Genomic DNA, 16,319 nt, shown 5'->3' on the forward strand with positions numbered 1-16,319 from the left:
TGCCACCTGGGGTATGCCCCGGCGCTGCTCGCCCATGACGATTGGCCGCCGGGTCCGGCAGGCAGGACAATGCCCGCCTTCGCGTCATGTCCCGGACATCAATCCGCCATCACCTCGTCATTCCCAAAAGGAAGCCGCCATGTCTCCCGCGTCCTCTCTCAAGGCCCATCCCCTGGCCCAAGCACTTGCCGCAGCCCTGCTGCTGGGCTCGGCCGCAGCTGCGCACGCGCAGCCCGTCAGCAGCCAGCCCGGCCCCGGCTTTTATCGCCAGCCGGCTCTTCACGGTCAAATCGTCTATCTGGTGGCCGAAGGCGATCTGTGGCGGGTGGGCCTGAACGGCGGCCGTGCCGAACGCATCACCACACACGGCGGTCAGGAGACCCTGCCCGCCGTGTCGCCGGACGGCCAGTTCATCGCCTTTGTGGGCCAGTACGACGGCCCCGGCGATGTCTATCTGCTGCCGGTGCAAGGCGGCGTGCCCAAGCGCCTGAGCTGGGAAGGTGCGGCCCTGCGCGTCTGGGGCTTCAGCGCCCAGGGCGAGGTCTTGTTCACCGGCCCCTCGCAAGGCGGCCAGCCCATCACTCAGCTCTACGCTGTCGATCCTAAGACCTTGGCCCGACGTACCCTGCCGGTGGGCCAGGCCAGCGACGGCGCACTGAGCGCCGACGGCAAGCAACTCTTCTTCACCCGCAACGGTCTGCGCGGCGACAACGCTCGCCAGTACCGTGGCGGCGCGATTGCGCGCCTGTGGACCCTGGACCTCAACAGCCAGGCGGAAGCTCGCCCCCTGCTGGCCGAGGGTGCCAATGACAAGCGCCCCATGCCATACAAGGCGGCCGATGGCAGCGAGCGCATCGCCTTTCTGTCGGATCGCGATGGCACCGTCAATCTTTGGTCAGTGGACCTGAAGGGTCAGGATCTGCGCCAGCACAGCCAGCACAAGGGCTGGGACATCCGCCACGCCTCGGTCAGCGAGGGCCGTGCTGTCTACGCCGTCGGCGCCGACCTCTACACCCTGGACCTGAACGCCCCGGCGGGAACTGGCCAGAAGCTGGACATCCAACTCAGCGGCGACTTTGAGCAGCAGCGTCAGCGCTGGATCGCCAAGCCGCAGGACTTCCTCACCGAAACCAGCCTGGCCCCGAATGGCGAGCGCGTGCTGCTGGCCAGCCGCGGCCGCCTGGCCACCCAGGGCGTGGGTGCGCTGCGCCGCGCCGAGTTGCCCCAGCCCGCGGATGGCCGCTGCCGCACGGCAGAGTTCAGCGCCGACAGCAAGAGCGTCTTCGCCATCTGCGACTTCAGCGGCGAGCGTGAGATCTGGCGCTTGCCCGCCAATGGCCTGGGCACGCCCGAACAGCTGACCCAGGGCGCCAGTGCCATGCGCACCCGCCTGCTGCCCTCGCCGGACGGCCGCTATCTGGCCCATCAGGACAAGGAAGGTCACCTCTTCCTGACCTACCTCAAGGCCAGCGGCACGGCTGCAACAAAGCAAATTGCTCACAACCCAATTGAAGGCAGTTTCGAGCACCTGGCCTGGTCGCCCGATAGCCAGGCCCTGGCCTTCACCCAGACCCTCAGCAATGCCAACCGTGCCCAGCTGATGCTCTTCAATCTGAAGGACGGCCGCACGCACCAGCTGAGCTCGGAGCGCTACGACAACGAGGCGCCGGCCTTCACGCCGGACGGCCGCTGGCTTTACTTCGCCTCGCGCCGCCACTTCGCCGTCAGCAATACCAGCGGCCCCTGGGGCGACCGCAATATGGGCCCTTACTTCGACCGCGGCACCCGGCTCTACGCCCTGGCCCTGCAGTCCGGCCAACGCTTCCCCTTCGCGGCCAAGAACGAGCTGGATGCGGCCGAGGCCAAGCCAGAGTCCAAGTCTGAGGGCAAGCCCGAGGCCAAGGCGGAAGGCAAGGCCGATAGCAAGGCTGAAGCCAAGACAAACGATGCCAAGTCCAAGCCCGCCATTCAGTGGGAAGGCCTGCGGGAGCGCCTGTTTGAAGTGCCCCTGCCCGCTGGCAATTACAGCCAGCTGAAGACCGACGGCAAGCGCCTGTGGTTCCTCGATGCCGAAGGAGCTGCCGAACGCAAAACCAGTTTGAAGACCCTGTCCATCGACAATCTGGGCGCGGGCGCCGAGACCGTCAGCGGCGATGTGCGCAGCTTCGAGCTGAGCGCCGATGGCAAAAAGCTGATGCTGGTGCGCGCCAGCGGTGGCGCGGCGCCTGAGGTCCTGCTGGTGGACGCCGCACCCAAGCTGCCGGCCGAATTGCCTAAGTTCCAGGTGCGCTGGAGCGACTGGCAGATCGCCACCCAGCCCAAGCAGGAATGGCGGCAGATGTTCCAGGACGCCTGGCGCATGCACCGCGACTATTTCTACGACAAGCAGATGCACGGCGTCGATTGGCAAGCCATGCGCGCCAAGTACGAGCCCCTGGTGGATCGCGTGACCGACCGTGCCGAATTGGCCGAGCTGATGGCTCAGCTGGTGAGCGAGCTGGGCGCCCTGCACAGCCAGGTGAATGCGGGTGATGTGCGCAAGGGCGAAGAAGGCCCCGGCCTGGCCGGCCTGGGCGCACGCTTCAGCCGCAGCGGCAAGGCGGGTGAGCAGGGTCTGCGCATCGAGCAGATCTACCGCAGCGACCCGGAGCTGCCTGGCGAGCAAGGCCCGCTGGCCGCCGCCGGCCTGGACCTGAAGGTGGGTGATGTGATCACCAGCATCAACGGCCGCAAGATCGGCGAAGTGCCGCATGAGTCCGAGCTGCTGCGCGGCCAGGCCGGCCGTCAGGTCTTGCTGCAAGTTCGCACGGCAGAAGGCAAGGAGCTGCAGCGCATCGTCACCCCGGTGGACCAGCGCCGCGAAGGTCAGCTTCGTTATGCCGACTGGCGCTACTCACGCGCCCAGGCCGTGGCTGCGGCCTCGGGCGGCCGCATCGGTTATCTGCATCTGCGTGCCATGGGCCGCGAGGACATCGCCGACTTTGTGCGTGAGTTCTATGCCCAGACCGACCGCGAAGGCCTGATCATCGACGTGCGCTTCAACGGCGGCGGCAATATCGACAGCTGGATTCTAGAGAAGCTGCTGCGCCGCGCCTGGGCCTACTGGCAGCGCCGCTCGCCGGAAGCCTCGCCCACCTTCTCGAATATGCAAGAGACCTTCCGCGGTCATCTGGCGGTGCTGATCAATGAGGAGACCTACTCGGACGGCGAGACCTTCTCCGAAGGCATCAAGCGCCTGGGCCTGGGCCCCACCATAGGCAAAACCACCTCGGGCGCGGGCGTGTGGCTGTCGGACCAAAACCGTTTGCTGGACAACGGCATCATGCGCGCGGCCGAGACCGGCCAGATGTCGCCGGACGGCAAATTCATCGTCGAGGGCAAGGGAGTCACGCCCGATATCGAGGTGGACAACCCGCCGCGCGCCACCTTCGGGGGAGCCGACGCCCAGCTGGACGCCGCCATCGCCCTGCTGAAGAAGGCCATCGCCGACAAACCCCTGCCCCAGGTCAAGCCCGGCCCCTATCTGCGGCCGGTGAAGCCTTGAGTTAGCGCTTTACAAGTCGGAACGCAAAACGGGAGGCCTAGGCCTCCCGTTTTTGTATGCCGATGGCAAATTTAGCTCAGCGTCACCCGCGCGAACTTGCGCTTGCCCACTTGCAAGACATAAGTGCCGGCCTCGACCTTGAGTGCCTTGTCACTGATGGCCACGCCGTCGATCTTGACGCCACCCTGCTCCACCATGCGCAGGCCTTCGCTGCCCGAGGCCACCAGGCCAGCCGCCTTCAGCAGGCCACCAATGCCCAGCGGCGCGCCGCCCAGGCTCAGCTCGGGCATCTCGTCCGGGATGCCGCCACGGGCGCGGTTACTGAAGTCGGCCTCGGCCGCCTCGGCCGCAGCCGCGCTATGGAAGCGGCTGGTGATCTCCTTGGCCAGCATGACCTTGGCATCCTTGGGGTTGCGACCGGCTTCCACCTCACGCTTGAGCGCAGCAATCTCGTCCAAGCTCTTGAAGCTCAGCAGAGTGAACCACTTCCACATCAAGGTGTCGCTGATGGACAGCACCTTGGCGAACATGCTGTTGGCCGGCTCGGTGATGCCGATGTAGTTGTTCTTGGACTTGCTCATCTTCTCGACGCCGTCCAAGCCTTCCAGCAAAGGCATGGTCAGGATGCATTGCGGCTCCTGGCCGTACTCCTGCTGCAGATGGCGGCCCATCAAGAGATTGAACTTTTGGTCGGTGCCGCCCAGCTCCAGATCGCTCTTCAGCGCCACCGAGTCATAACCCTGCATTAGCGGGTACAAAAACTCATGCACGGAGATGGGGGTTTGGGCCGCAAAGCGTTTGGTGAAGTCGTCGCGCTCCATCATGCGGGCCACGGTGTACTTGGCCGCCAGCTGGATCATGCCGCGCGCGCCCAGCGGATCGCTCCACTCGGAGTTGTAACGGATCTCGGTGCGCGCCGGGTCCAGCACCAGGCTGGCCTGGGCGTAATAGGTCTCGGCGTTGTGCTTGATTTGCTCAGGCGTCAGCGGCGGGCGGGTGGCGTTGCGGCCCGAGGGGTCGCCGATCATGGAGGTGAAGTCGCCAATCAGGAAGATCACCTGGTGACCCAGATCCTGCAGTTGGCGCATCTTGTTGAGCACCACGGTGTGGCCGATGTGGATGTCCGGCGCCGTCGGGTCCAGGCCCAGCTTGATGCGCAGGGGCACGCCCGTGGCCTCGGACTTGGCCAGCTTTTGCAGCCAATCAGCCTGCGGCAGCAGCTCATCCACACCGCGCAAGGTGATGGCCATGGCCTGCTGCACGCGCTCGGTCACGGGATAGCTGGTCTTGGCAGGGGCCGTCACAGAAGGCTTGGGGGCGTCGTTCTCAGGTGTTCGCAATTCGGACATAACAGCAGCAGGGCCTAGGTAAAGCTTTGATTTATCGGGTTTTCGCGGCATTGGCGCCAAGGGCGGGTCGGTATACTCCGACGCACACCGCAGCGGCAAGCCCACGAGCATGCTTGTTGCGCGATTCAGACAATTCTAGTGGACGCTCGCCGAGAACCGATTCGCGGCGACGTTGCAGGCCTTGAACGATTGGGTTGGGGCCATCATTTCAGATGCTTGAGCGCGGCAGTCTTCCCACTGCAAAGCGGCAGGTATCAGAACAACAAGATCGTTGGGACTTCCTGAGCGTGACTGATCGAATCATTGCCATCAAAGAATCGCTGACACAAAAGCTTAAGCTGCAGCTGACAGGCGCCGAGGCCTTTGCCGCCCGGCACCCGCGCGCCCTCACCGGCACGGTCGTCACCTTGCTCACCGGTTTTGCCGTCACCGCCTTCGGTATCGCCCCCCTGGCCCCGGACGCGAATGAATTGCCTCAGACCCTGGTCCAGCAAAGCATTCCGCATCTGGATCTGGACGCTCAGCTGGCCGCTTTGGCCGAGCACCAGATTGGCCTCTCGCGCAACGAGTTGACCCGCAGCAGCGATACCGCCGACAGCTTGCTCAAGCGCATGGGCGCTTTCGACCCGGCTGCCGCCCTGTTCCTGCGCAATGACCCCACCGCCCGCCGCCTGTTGCAAGGCCGCGCCGGCAAGATGGTGCAGCTGACGGCCGATGCCTCGGGCACGGTGCAGCATCTGGTCGCACGCTTCCAGGCCGAGAAGCCCGAGCAGCAGTCCACCCATTTCAGCCGCCTGAGCATCAGCCGCGACGGCCAAAACTTCAGCGCCAAGATCGAGACCGTGCCGCTGCAAGCCCAGGTTCGCCTGGCCAGCGGCAGCATCCGCAGCTCGCTGTTCGCTGCCACCGACGAAGCTCGCATCCCCGATGCCGTCGCCTCGCAAATGGCCGAGATGTTCTCCGGCGACATCGACTTCCACCGCGAACTCAAAAAGGGTGACCGCTTCTCCATCGTGTTCGAGAGCCTCACCGCCGACGGCGAGCCGATCAACTGGGAAGGCGCGGGCGGCCGTCTGGTGGCGGGCGAGTTCGTCAACAACGGCAAGACCTATAACTCGGTCTGGTTCAAGGACAGCGTCACAGGAAAAAGCAATTTCTACGGCTTTGATGGCAGCAGCAAGCGCCGCAGCTTCCTTGCCAGCCCCATGGAGTTCTCCCGCGTGACCTCGGGGTTCGCGATGCGCTTCCACCCGATTCACAAGACCTGGCGCCAGCATCTGGGCACCGACTACGGCGCCCCCACGGGTACGCCGGTGCGCAGCGTGGGCGACGGCACGGTCGAGTTCGCCGGCTGGCAGAACGGCTTTGGCAATGTGGTTCACATCCGCCACAGCGGTGATCGCACCACGGTCTACGCCCATCTGAGCCGCATCGATGTGAAGAAGGGCCAGAAGATCGAGCAAGCCCAGCGCGTCGGTGCGGTCGGTGCCACCGGCTGGGCCACCGGCCCCCATCTTCATTTCGAATTCCGCGTCAAGGGCGTGCACCAAGACCCCCGCGCCATCGCCCGCGCCGCCGAAGCCGTCACCCTGCCCGGCTATGCACGCGGCCAGTTCCAACAAGTCGTCGCGCAGGTGAAGACCCAGCTGAGCGTGGCCCAGACGGTGGATGGCTCGACCAGCGCCGACTGAAAGCTCAAGCCAATAGCAACAAGGCCCGCGGATCCTGGATGCGCGGGCTTTTTCAATTCAGGGTCAGTCCATGAGTGAGCTCTATATCGGCCTGATGTCAGGCACCTCGCTGGACGGTGTGGATGCCGTGCTGGTCGATTTGAGTGCCGGAGATGGCGCCATGCGCTTGCTGGCCCACCAGCACGACGCTTTCCCCCAGGCCCTGCGCGATGAATTGCTCAGCCTCAACAGCCCCGGCGACAACGAGTTGCATCGTGCCGCCTTGGCGGGCAATGCCGTGGCTCGCAGCTATGCCGACAGCGTGGCCAAGCTGCTGGAAAAATCGGGTCAGCGCAAACAAGACGTTCGCGCCCTGGGCGCCCACGGCCAGACCGTGCGTCACCGGCCGACCGAATTCGACGGCTGCGGCTACACCAGTCAATTGCTGAACGGCAGCCTGTTGGCCGAGCAGTGCGGCATCGCCGTGGTCTGCGATCTGCGCAGCCGCGATCTGGCTGCTGGCGGCCAAGGTGCGCCCCTGGTGCCCGCCTTCCACCGCGCCGTGTTCGGCCGCAACGACGCCGATGTGGCCGTGCTCAATATCGGCGGCATCAGCAATCTCAGCCTGCTCGCCCGCGACGGGGGCAGCCTGGGTTTTGACTGCGGCCCCGGCAACTGCTTGATGGACGCGTGGATTCAGCGTCACCAGCAAAAAGACTTCGATGCCGATGGTGCCTGGGCCGCCAGCGGCCGAGTCCTGCCCGAGCTTCTGGCTCGTCTGCTGGCCGAGCCCTATTTCCGCCAAGCAGCTCCACGCAGCACCGGCCGTGATCTTTTCAATCTCCCTTGGCTGGAACGCGCCATGCAAGGCGGCGAGGCTGCCGCCAATGTGCAGGCCACGCTGCTGGAGTTAACGGCACAAAGCATTGCCGACAGCCTGCCCGCAGAGAGCCGCAGCGGCGATTTACTGGTCTGCGGTGGTGGCGCCTTGAATGGCAGCCTGATGCGCCGCCTGCAGGCCTTGCTGCCCCAGATGCGAGTACAGCCCAGCGATGCACGTGGCGTGCCGGTGATGCAGGTGGAGGCCGCGGCTTTTGCCTGGCTGGCACAGCGCTTTGTCCACGGGCTGCCCGGCAATCTACCCCGGGTGACAGGGGCGGCGGGGCCGAGGATCTTGGGCGCGCTCTACCCCGCTTGATTCACGGAGTCCAGATGCAAGAAAGCCGCCCTAGGGCGGCTTGTCATTTCAGCCAGCGAGGCTTCGACCGGTGATCAGGCCGAGAAGCTGGAGCCGCAACCACAGGTGGTCGTGGCATTCGGGTTCTTGATGACGAACTGGGCGCCCTGCAGATCTTCCTTGTAGTCGATCTCGGCGCCGACCAGGTATTGCAAGCTCATGGCGTCGATCAGCAGGGTTACGCCGTTTTTGCTCATCTGGGTGTCGTCTTCATTGACGGCTTCGTCGAAGGTGAAGCCATACTGGAAGCCCGAGCAGCCGCCGCCTTGCACGAAGACGCGCAGCTTCAGTTCGGGATTGCCTTCTTCGGCCACCAGATCGCGCACCTTGTCCGCAGCGCTGTCGGTAAAGACCAGCGGTGCAGGCATATCGTCGGCCTGGGGGACGGTTGTTTCAAGCACTGCGCTCATGGTGATTCCTCGGTTTTATCAACTGCGCCTATTGTCGACGCTTTTGCTAGGAGATCGCGTATCGGCAGCGATACAGGCCGGTTCTCCATAAGGTTATTGCGGCAAAACTGGCCGATCAACAGGATTGGTGCAAACGCAAAACTCAGCTGCGCTTGCAGCAATGCTGCAGCCCCGGCAGAAACAAACAAGGCCGCTGAAAGCGGCCTTGTTGTTGACCCGAGCCGAATCGCAAGGACCCGGCCACAGGACAGAAGTTCGATCAGCGCTTGCTGAACTGCTTCCGGCGACGAGCGCCGTGCAGACCGACCTTCTTACGCTCGACTTCACGCGCATCACGCGTGACGAAGCCGGCGCGGCTCAGTTCGGGCTTCAGGGTCGCGTCATAGTCGATCAGAGCGCGGGTGATGCCGTGGCGCAGAGCACCGGCTTGACCCGACTCACCACCACCGTGCACGTTCACCTTGATGTCAAAGGTCTCGCCATGGTTCGTCAGCAGCAGAGGCTGCTTGGCGATCATGATCGAGGTCTGACGACCGAAATAATCACCGATGGCTTTGCCATTGACGACGATTTGGCCGGTGCCCTTCTTGATGAAGACACGAGCGACCGACGACTTGCGGCGGCCTGTACCGTAGTTCCAGTTTCCGATCATCATCGTTCCTTAGATTTCCAGAGCCTTGGGCTGCTGAGCGGCGTGCGGGTGGCTAGGACCAGCATAGACCTTCAGCTTCTTCACCATGGCGTAGCCCAAAGGACCCTTGGGCAGCATGCCCTTGACAGCCTTTTCCAGGGCGCGGCCCGGGTGCTTGGCTTGCATGTCCTTGAACTTGGTGGCGTAAATGCCGCCCGGGAAACCCGAGTGACGGTAGTACACCTTGTCATTGGCCTTGTTGCCAGTGACGCGCAGCTTTTCTGCGTTGATGATGACGATGAAATCGCCGGTATCCACGTGAGGCGTATAAATGGCCTTGTGCTTGCCGCGCAAACGGAGTGCCACTTCGCTGGCAACACGTCCGAGCACCTTGTCGGTGGCGTCAATCACAAACCACTCGTGCGTCACTTCGGCCGGCTTGGCGCTGAAGGTCTTCATGAGTTTCTTTCGAATGTCTGCCTCAAAATAAGGCAAACGGTCGGATGGTTGATTGGAGTCTTCACACTGTTGTTCGGTGCCGCTTATTGGGAGCGGCTCATGGAAATCTTCCAAGAAAACCGGCTCTCGCGACCTCTCACACATGAGTGAAAAGACTTCTCTCCCCGCAACCAAGATCGGGGAAAGCCCGCTATTCTAGCAGCGATGTGTGATTTTTGAGAAGTCTTTTGTTCGACCCGGTATTTGTCGGGCAGGCACTCGGTCACTTCCCAGGTTAGTATCAGGGTTATTACCAGGAGTCCTCAACGGGTCTCACCATGAAATCCACCCCCGAAGCAGCAAAAGTCGAGTCCCCACAGACCCAGACGGGCAAGCCCAGCCAGGTCAGCAGCGCCGCCGATGAGATGTCGGGCTGGGGGCCTTCTTCGGCCTTGAAACGCCTCTCATCCTGGGTCCCGATCCGCTCGCTGGCACGCCGACATCGGCATCGCATTGCCCAGCATTTGCTGCAACTGGATGAGCGGGACCGCTATCTGCGCTTCGGTTACCCCGCGTCGGACGAGCAGATCAGCCGCTACGCCATGTCCTTGGACTTCGCCCGCGATGAAGTCCTGGGCATTTTCAACCGGCGCTTGGAGCTGGTCTCCATGGCCCATCTGGCTTATGCCCCCATCCCGCAGCGCGCAGGCCAACCCGCGATGGCGGAGTTTGGCGTCTCGGTGCTCAAGCAGGTGCGCGGCCGGGGCTTTGGCGCCCGCTTGTTTGAACGCGCGGCCCTGCACGCCCGCAACCGAGGCATCGACACCTTGTTCATCCACGCCCTGAGCGAGAACGGCGCCATGCTGAAGATCGCCCGCAATGCCGGCGCCACCGTGGAGCGCGATGGCTCCGAGTCCGAGGCCTGGCTGCGCCTGCCGCCCGACACCGTGTCCTCCCATGTGGGCGAGGCGATTGAGCGCCATATGGCCGAGTTGGACTTTCAATTCAAGCGCCATGCCCGCGTCTTCGGTGAAATCATCGACGGCGTGGCCGAGGTCAAGTCCAAATTCGACTCCAGCGGCAAGGCCGCCAAGCTTTGATTTGAGCGGACGCCGACAGCCCCTGAACTAGGGGGACTTGGCCTGGGTTGCCACGGGGGTAAGCGTCACAAATATCCGCTACATTCGCGAGATAAGCGCTAAATCTGATGCGCAAAATCAAAAAATTGGGCTGTCGAGGGAAATGCAAACCACCATTTTGTGGACGACTGCGTTGGCCGCATGCTTCGTCACTCTGGCTCTTGCTCTCATCTGGGCTTTGCGGCGGCCCGCCAACTCAGGCAAGCCCTTGCCGGCGGACTGGTCCCTGACCGCCCGCCCCGTCTTTAGCGCCGATGAGCGTCGCGTCTACCGTCTGCTCAAAGAAGCCCTGCCCCACCACATCATCCTGTCCAAGCTGCCCCTGGTGCGTTTTTGCCAGCCTACCGAGGCCAAGGAAGTGCGCTACTGGTACGAGTTGCTGGGCGCCATCCACGTCACCTTCGCCGTCTGCAGCCCCAACGGTCGGGTGCTGGCCGCCGTGGATCTGGACAGCGATCGCGGCATGTCGGGCCGCAGCCTGCAGATCAAGCAGCAGGTGCTGGGCGCCTGCCGGATCCGTTATCTGCGCTGCCCCATCGACAATCTGCCCAGCGCCGCCGAGTTGCAGCTCTTGGTACCCTTCAGCAACAGCCAGTCGCGCGGCCCACAGCCCGCCCCGGTGCCCAGCCCCCTGGGTGCCGCCCGGCCCAGCATCAATGGCAACACGCCGCGCCGCCACCCTGCCGGCAGCGCCAGCCGCAGCCAAGCGCTGTGGCAGGACTCCTCCATCTTCAACGACTCCTTCTTCGCGCCCGACAGCCGCTTCGACCCCGCCAGCGGTGGCCCGCGTGGCTTCCAGAACTCCCGGCCCTTTGCCGAAGCACTGAACGCGGATTCGCAATACCCCGACGAAGCCCCCAATGACATCGTCGGCATGGTGGTGGAGTCGCCCCGCTACGGCACGCGCGCACCGCGCTGAGAAGCCAACCATGCGCGCAGGCCCGCTACGCCTGCGATACTGCAAGCGGCGCCCACCCCAACGGTCGGCGCCGTTTTTCATTGATGAATCCTGAACAAGACCTCGCCTTCGGCACGCTCACACCCGAGTTCATGCTGGACGCCCTGGACGCCGCCGGCCTCTACGGCGACGGCCGCATGCTGCAACTCAACTCCTACGAGAACCGGGTGCTGCAGCTGCATTTGGAAGACGGCCGCGTGGCCGTGGCCAAGTTCTATCGCCCCGAACGCTGGAGCGATGCGCAAATCTTGGAAGAGCACGCCTTCGCCCGCGACCTGGCCGAAGCCGAGGTGCCGGTGGCCGCACCCTGGGCACTCAAGGACGAACGCGGCCTGCTGGCCCTGGCCGGCGATCCTCCCACCCTGGCGCATTTCGGCGCCCAGCGCTTTGCCGTCACGCCTCGCCAGGGCGGGCGTTCTCCCGAGCTGGAAGACCCCGAGGTGCTGACTTGGATAGGCCGCCTGCTGGCCCGCCTGCACGAGGTCGGCCAGCGCAAACCCTTTCTTCACCGCCAGCACTGGGCCAGCGCTGAGCCGGGTGGCGTGGCGCGCGACTGGCTGCTGGACCAAGACTGCGTGCCCCTGGACATCCAGAGCGATTGGCGTGCGGTGGTCGATGCTTGCTTGCAGGCCATCCAAGCCGCTTTTGACAGCCTGCCCGATTTGCAGCTGATGCGTCTGCACGGCGACTGCCACCCCGGCAATATTCTGTGGACGCCCGACCATGGCCCCCATTTTGTGGACCTGGACGATGCGGTGATGGGCCCGGCCGTGCAGGACTTGTGGATGCTCTTGTCCGGCGACGAAGCCGCCGCCCGCCAGCAGCTGGCCTGTGTGTTGGAGGGTTATGAAACCATCGCCGCCTTCGACCGCCGCGAGCTGCGCCTGATCGAACCGCTGCGCACCCTGCGCATGATTCACCACAGCGCCTGGCTGGCCAAACGCTGGGGCGACCCGGCCTTTCCCCTGGCCTTCCCCTGGTTCGGCACCAGCAATTACTGGCACGACCAGGTGGCCAAGCTGCGCGAGCAGTTGGAGCTGATGCAGCCCCGCGTCGATGAAGCCGTCTTGGCGCGGCCCGACGACGCCTACGAAATCGACGACTCCAACTTCGGCTGAAGTCAAAAAAAGCCGCTCGGTCAGAGCGGCTTTTTTCTTAGCTAGCGATCCATCAAGCCAGCAACATGGCGTTGACCCGCCGCACATAGGCGGCCGGATCTTCCAGATGGCCGCCCTCGGCCAGCACGGCCTGGTCGAAGATCACGTTGGCCAAATCATCGAACTGGGCGCTGCCATCCAGCTTCTTGACCAGGGCGTGTTCCGCATTGATCTCCAGCGTGGGCAGGGAGGCCGGCGCGGCCTGACCAGCTTGCTTGAGCAGGCGGGCCAAATGGCCGCTCATATCGCCCTCTTCCACCACGATGCAGGCGGGCGAGTCGACCAGGCGGGTGGAGACGCGCACGTCCTTGGCGCGGGCCTTCAAGGCTTCCTTCAGCTTGTCCAGCAAGGGCTTGAAGGTCTCGGCAGCCTCTTCGGCCTTCTTCTTCTCGTCCTCGTCCTGCAGCTTGCCCAGGTCCATGGCGCCCTTGGCCACCGACTGCAGGGACTTGCCTTCGAACTCGTAGAGATGCGAGAGCATCCACTCGTCCACACGGTCGGTCAACAGCAAGACCTCGATGCCCTTTTTGCGGAAGATCTCCAGCTGCGGGCTGTTCTTGGCGGCGCTTAGGCTGTCGGCGGTGATGTAGTAGATCGCTTCCTGATCCGGCTTGGCGCGGCTCAGATAGTCGGCGAAGGACACGCCTTCGTCGGCATGGGTCGAGGCGAAGCGCAAGAGCTTGGCCAGGCGTTCCTGGTTGGCATGGTCTTCGCCCACGCCTTCCTTCAGCACCGAGCCGAAGTCCTTCCAGAAGTCCGCATACTTGGCGCGCTCTGCCGCGTCTTCGCTATCGGCCAGCGACTCCAGCATGCCCAGCACACGCTTGGTCGAGCCTTCGCGGATGGCCTTCACATCGCGGCTTTCCTGCAGCAGCTCACGGCTGACGTTGAGCGGCAGATCGGCCGAGTCGATCACGCCCTTGACGAAGCGCAGATAGACCGGCATTAGCGCCTCGGCGTCGTCCATGATGAAGACGCGCTTGACGTAGAGCTTGACGCCGCCGCGCTTGTCACGGTTCCACAGATCGAAGGGTGCCTTCTTGGGGATGTAAAGCAGCTGGGTGTATTCGCTGCGGCCTTCCACCCGGTTGTGGGTGTGGGCCAGCGGCGCCTCGCTGTCGTAGCTGATCTGCTTGTAGAACTCGTCGTACTGTTCTTGGGTGATCTCGCTCTTGGAGCGCGACCACAGCGCCGAGGCCTTGTTGACCGACTCCCACTCGTCCTTGATCACCTGCTTGGAGGCTTCCGCGTCCCACTCTTCTTTGCGCATCAAGATGGGCAGGGAGATGTGGTCGGAGTATTTGCTGATGACCGACTTCAGGCGCCAGGTCTTGAGGAACTCGTCTTCGCCCTCGCGCAGATGCAGGATCACATCGGTGCCACGGCCGGGCTTGGTGATGGTCTCGACTTCGTAGTCGCCCGTGCCTTCGGACGTCCAGCGCACGCCTTCTTCGGCCTTCAGGCCGGCGCGGCGGGTTTCCACCGTGATGCGGTCGGCGACGATAAAGCCGGAGTAAAAGCCCACGCCGAACTGGCCGATCAGATTGGCGTCCTTCTTCTGGTCACCTTCCAGCTTGGCCATGAACTCACGGGTGCCGCTCTTGGCGATGGTGCCCAGATGAGCGATGGCTTCTTCGGCGCTCATGCCGATGCCGTTGTCGCTGATGGTGACGGTGCGCGCGGCCTCGTCGAAGGAGACCCGAACTTCCAGGTTCGGTGTGTCCTCGAACAGGGCCGCGTTGTCCAGGGCTTCAAAACGCAGCTTGTCGCAGGCATCCGAGGCGTTGGACACCAGCTCGCGCAAAAAGATCTCCTTGTTGGAGTAGAGCGAGTGGGTGACGAGGTGCAGGATCTGCTTGACCTCGGCCTGGAAGGAATGAGTTTGCTTGGTCATGGCTTTCTTGAACTAGGTCTTGAGAGAGATTCAACAGGGGGTAGCCGCTTCGACCTGCATTGAAGACAGGAAGGAAACGACACCCAGCGCCCCGCATCTGGGGACGCCGACTTTCATTTCAAGACTTGATTTTCGCCTGCGGCAGCAGCGCCGCGAGTCGCCTTAATACGAGATGGCGTGCTTGGCCACGTCGACGCGCAGCAAGGCCTTGCTGAGTGCGCCGGAGGCGGCCCGGGCATAGTCCAGGGCCACGGCGGGGTCGGTGAAGGCGGCAGGCCCCAAGGCGGCGGCCACGGCCACGATTTTGTCGGCGATCAAGACCTTGCCCGAGCCGCGCATGGGCACACAGCCATGCAGCACGAACTGCTCGTCCAGCCAAGCCCGTGCGGCCTCGAAGGACAGCACCTCGTTGCCATCGACCTGCAGATCAAACTCATGCGCTGGGCCGAACACGACCTTGACTGTGCTGTGCATTCCTGACTCCTTTGAATGAACCACCGGACGCGAGCCCTGCACGCAGGGCTCGCCCCTATTCTGAGGCATACGCCTGACGGACCGACGATCAGCCGCGAGCGCTCTTGACCGCCTCGCTCAACACCCCCAGCACGGCTAGCGAATCGTCCCAGCCCAGGCAGGCGTCGGTGATGCTCTTGCCGTATTCCAGCTTCGATGGATCGTCCTTGCCAGGGCTGAACTTTTGCGCGCCGTCGTTCAGATGGCTTTCCACCATCACGCCGAAGATGCTCTTGCTGCCCGACTTCATCTGCGCGGCAATATCGCGCGCCACCTCCAGCTGGCGCAGATGCTGCTTGGAGCTATTGGCATGCGAGCAGTCAATCATCAGGGTGGTATCCAGCTTGGCCGCGGCCAAGTCCTTGCAGGCCACGGCCACGCTTTCAGCGTCGAAATTGGGCGCCTTGCCGCCGCGCAGGATGACATGGCAGTCCTTATTGCCCTTGGTCTCGACGATGGCGACCTGGCCGTTCTTGTGCACCGACAAGAAGTGGTGCGGCCTGGCAGCGGCCTGGATGGCGTCGGTGGCGATCTTGATATTGCCGTCGGTGCCGTTCTTGAAGCCGATCGGCGCCGACAAACCAGAAGCCAGCTCGCGGTGCACCTGGCTCTCGGTCGTGCGTGCGCCGATGGCGCCCCAGGAGATCAGATCGCCGATGTACTGGGGCGAGATCACGTCCAGGAACTCCGAGCCCGCCGGCATGCCCAGTCGGTTGATCTCCAGCAGCAATTGGCGGGCGATGCGCAGGCCCTCGTCGATGCGGTAGCTCTCATCCAGATAGGGGTCGTTGATCAAGCCCTTCCAGCCCACCGTGGTGCGCGGCTTCTCGAAGTAGACGCGCATGACGATCTCCAGCGTGTCGGCGTACTTCTCGCGCTGCACTTGCAGGCGGCGGGCGTACTCCACCGCAGCGGCCGGGTCGTGGATGGAACAGGGGCCGATGATGACCAGCAAGCGGTCATCTTTGCGCTCCATGATTTTGCGAATGTTCTCGCGCGTGCCGCTGATCAGCTTTTCCATCGGCGTGCCGCTGATGGGGAAGAAGCGGATCAGATGCTCGGGCGGGGGCAGCGGAGTGACGTCACGGATGCGCTGGTCATCCGTTTGGCTGGTCTTGTCCTGCGGGGAGTACCAGCGTTCGGCCTGGTGTTCCGCTTTCTCATGCTTGGCATTCTTGGCATTCATGTGTGACGTCTCTCGGCTGAAGAAAAAAGGGGAGGAGGAGGATTTGTGTTCAGGGCAAAAAAAAACCGCCGGGCTTGGCTGCCGGGCGGTTTTCTGAGATCTGCTGCGCTATCGCGTGTTCGCGTCATCGCCTCTCAGCCGCCTGGGGCTAGAGAACCAAAAATACGCAAAAAAGAAGGCCGCGGGGCGAGAA

Annotated in this window: 13 protein-coding genes; 6 read left to right on the forward strand and 7 right to left on the reverse strand. The window is 63.6% G+C overall.

From position 1 onward, the window contains the following. The first annotated feature begins 139 nt into the window (after window positions 1-139). On the forward strand, window positions 140-3,544 hold the full coding sequence (locus DBR47_RS19600) for a S41 family peptidase (protein ID WP_124453237.1): 3,405 nt from the start codon (window positions 140-142) through the stop codon (window positions 3,542-3,544). A 71-nt stretch (window positions 3,545-3,615) separates the two neighbouring features. Here DBR47_RS19600 and tyrS read toward each other — a convergent pair whose 3' ends face one another. Further along, window positions 3,616-4,794: a tyrosine--tRNA ligase gene (tyrS, locus tag DBR47_RS19605; RefSeq protein WP_370454938.1), complete on the reverse strand. Its 1,179-nt coding sequence runs from the start codon at window positions 4,792-4,794 to the stop codon at window positions 3,616-3,618. Between the two features lie 386 nt (window positions 4,795-5,180). Between tyrS and DBR47_RS19610 the strand changes: the two genes are divergently transcribed. Both DBR47_RS19610 and DBR47_RS19615 read left to right on the forward strand, forming a co-directional pair. Further along, window positions 5,181-6,584 (forward strand): M23 family metallopeptidase, encoded by a 1,404-nt coding sequence (locus tag DBR47_RS19610; protein WP_231512411.1) that lies wholly within the window; start codon window positions 5,181-5,183, stop codon window positions 6,582-6,584. A 70-nt stretch (window positions 6,585-6,654) separates the two neighbouring features. After that, the gene (locus DBR47_RS19615) at window positions 6,655-7,761 is read left to right on the forward strand and encodes an anhydro-N-acetylmuramic acid kinase (RefSeq protein WP_124453241.1); all 1,107 of its coding nucleotides are present in this window, start codon (window positions 6,655-6,657) and stop codon (window positions 7,759-7,761) included. A 74-nt stretch (window positions 7,762-7,835) separates the two neighbouring features. Here the strand turns inward: DBR47_RS19615 and erpA are convergent, their stop codons facing one another. The 3 genes from erpA to rplM form a co-directional block, all read right to left on the reverse strand. Then, window positions 7,836-8,210, reverse strand: coding sequence for an iron-sulfur cluster insertion protein ErpA (gene erpA, locus DBR47_RS19620; RefSeq protein WP_124453243.1), 375 nt, complete (start codon window positions 8,208-8,210; stop codon window positions 7,836-7,838). A gap of 259 nt (window positions 8,211-8,469) precedes the next feature. Beyond that, window positions 8,470-8,862 (reverse strand): 30S ribosomal protein S9, encoded by a 393-nt coding sequence (rpsI, locus tag DBR47_RS19625; RefSeq protein WP_058722358.1) that lies wholly within the window; start codon window positions 8,860-8,862, stop codon window positions 8,470-8,472. A gap of 9 nt (window positions 8,863-8,871) precedes the next feature. Beyond that, entirely contained in the window at window positions 8,872-9,300 is a 429-nt protein-coding gene (gene rplM, locus DBR47_RS19630; RefSeq protein ID WP_124453582.1) for a 50S ribosomal protein L13, read from the reverse strand. A 404-nt stretch (window positions 9,301-9,704) separates the two neighbouring features. Here rplM and DBR47_RS19635 point away from each other — a divergent pair, with 404 nt between their 5' ends. The 3 genes from DBR47_RS19635 to DBR47_RS19645 all read left to right on the forward strand — a co-directional run bounded on the left by DBR47_RS19635 (window position 9,705) and on the right by DBR47_RS19645 (window position 12,494). Continuing rightward, complete coding sequence (locus tag DBR47_RS19635; RefSeq protein ID WP_124453584.1) at window positions 9,705-10,379, forward strand: GNAT family N-acetyltransferase; 675 nt, start codon at window positions 9,705-9,707, stop codon at window positions 10,377-10,379. Between the two features lie 142 nt (window positions 10,380-10,521). Next, entirely contained in the window at window positions 10,522-11,337 is an 816-nt protein-coding gene (locus DBR47_RS19640) for a DUF2726 domain-containing protein (protein WP_124453245.1), read from the forward strand. An 83-nt stretch (window positions 11,338-11,420) separates the two neighbouring features. Next, a complete protein-coding gene (locus DBR47_RS19645; protein ID WP_124453247.1) occupies window positions 11,421-12,494 on the forward strand; it encodes a serine/threonine protein kinase in 1,074 nt (357 codons plus the stop codon). 52 nt (window positions 12,495-12,546) lie between these two features. On the opposite strand, the gene htpG is transcribed toward DBR47_RS19645, so the two are convergent. From htpG to DBR47_RS19660, 3 genes are all read right to left on the reverse strand, one after another. Continuing rightward, on the reverse strand, window positions 12,547-14,427 hold the full coding sequence (gene htpG / locus DBR47_RS19650) for a molecular chaperone HtpG (protein ID WP_124453249.1): 1,881 nt from the start codon (window positions 14,425-14,427) through the stop codon (window positions 12,547-12,549). A 162-nt stretch (window positions 14,428-14,589) separates the two neighbouring features. Next, a complete protein-coding gene (locus tag DBR47_RS19655) occupies window positions 14,590-14,901 on the reverse strand; it encodes a hypothetical protein (protein ID WP_124453251.1) in 312 nt (103 codons plus the stop codon). Between the two features lie 88 nt (window positions 14,902-14,989). Continuing rightward, complete coding sequence (locus tag DBR47_RS19660; RefSeq protein WP_124453254.1) at window positions 14,990-16,126, reverse strand: 3-deoxy-7-phosphoheptulonate synthase; 1,137 nt, start codon at window positions 16,124-16,126, stop codon at window positions 14,990-14,992. Between the last annotated feature and the right edge of the window lie 193 nt (window positions 16,127-16,319).

The organism is Paucibacter sp. KBW04, from assembly GCF_003852425.1.
Classification (GTDB): domain Bacteria; phylum Pseudomonadota; class Gammaproteobacteria; order Burkholderiales; family Burkholderiaceae_C; genus Paucibacter_A.